3 protein-coding genes are annotated in these 1006 nt (G+C 64.5%); 1 reads left to right on the forward strand and 2 read right to left on the reverse strand.

The window, feature by feature from the left end; genetic code table 11:
- Window positions 1–2: 2 nt before the first annotated feature.
- Together E7Z53_RS19855 and E7Z53_RS20960 are read right to left on the reverse strand one after the other, a co-directional pair.
- Window positions 3–173, reverse strand: coding sequence for a hypothetical protein (locus E7Z53_RS19855; RefSeq protein ID WP_176338699.1), 171 nt, complete (start codon window positions 171–173; stop codon window positions 3–5).
- A gap of 6 nt (window positions 174–179) precedes the next feature.
- Entirely contained in the window at window positions 180–662 is a 483-nt protein-coding gene (locus E7Z53_RS20960; RefSeq protein WP_176338700.1) for an NAD(P)-dependent oxidoreductase, read from the reverse strand.
- Here E7Z53_RS20960 and E7Z53_RS19865 point away from each other — a divergent pair.
- Window positions 570–1006 (forward strand): hypothetical protein (locus E7Z53_RS19865; RefSeq protein WP_176338698.1); only part of this gene is annotated, 437 nt, incomplete at its 3' end. The two genes, E7Z53_RS20960 and E7Z53_RS19865, sit on opposite strands and share 93 nt — an antisense overlap.

Below are 1006 nucleotides of genomic sequence, written 5' to 3' on the forward strand. Positions count from 1 at the left end.
GCTCAGTTGCTGACGGCCGGAGCTTCCTCGATGTAGGCGGTCTCCAGGACCTGGGCTGCGGTGAACCGGGCGATGTCCACCTCGGTGGCGGAGTGCCCGATGTCGTCGTGACCGAAGAACCCTACGTACCTCAGCCCGCGGGCATCTCCGCCCCGGGCGCGGATGAAGCGCACGATCGTCTAGTCCAGCTGTGAGTTGGTCACCGTCTCCAGCATGGCGCTGTGCACCTGATTCGCCCGTGGGTGCAAGCATTTGGTCACACGCCGGCGCCATCGGGTCCGGGCGGTGGGCTGGTCCAAGGGGCACATCCTGACCGCAGGAGAGCCGTGGCCGACGTAGCGATGCACCCCATGAGCGGCCATGGCAGCCACGATGAGTTGTGTCCCCAACACCAAGGACGGCCCCGGAACCTCTTGCTCCCGGCCCGGGCCCAGAACGTTGACCACGGCCTGCGCCCTGGACACCACAGCGTTCACGATCGCGGTGTCCGTGACGGCCCCGGCGACCACCTCCACCCCGTCCCCCCAGGGAGGGCATCGATCCAGGTCAGGCACGCAGGCGATGACCTCGTGACCACGGAACAGCAGGTCATCCACGACCTGCCATCCCATGATGCCGGCAGCCCCGAACACAGCAACCTTCATGACTTCCCCCACCTTCATCACGAAAAGTTTATCAGCGAACTGATTTTACGCGGTGTCTACTTCGGCGTGCTCGGAGGAAGGTGCCGGGTTCGCAGCGCGGCAATTCCGCACGGCCATCGCCTTCCGCTCGCCCACAACCATGCGATGTCCATCGTCGACGAAGAGCCCAGAAACACGACCAGGATCCATTCCACAGCTCAGTTGAACGCGCGAACTCTCATGAAACGAGAGTTCTCCATGCTGGCCTACGCGGAGGACGCCAGCACCACGAGCTCGATGACCCAATCCCTCCGCCGCGAACCGGAACTGCGGCAGAATCGGCCGAACGGGAATTTCACCAGCTGCGAGAGCCCCCGTGGGTC

The sequence above is a fragment of the Kocuria salina genome, from assembly GCF_013368965.1.
Taxonomy (GTDB): Bacteria; Actinomycetota; Actinomycetes; order Actinomycetales; family Micrococcaceae; genus Kocuria; species Kocuria rosea.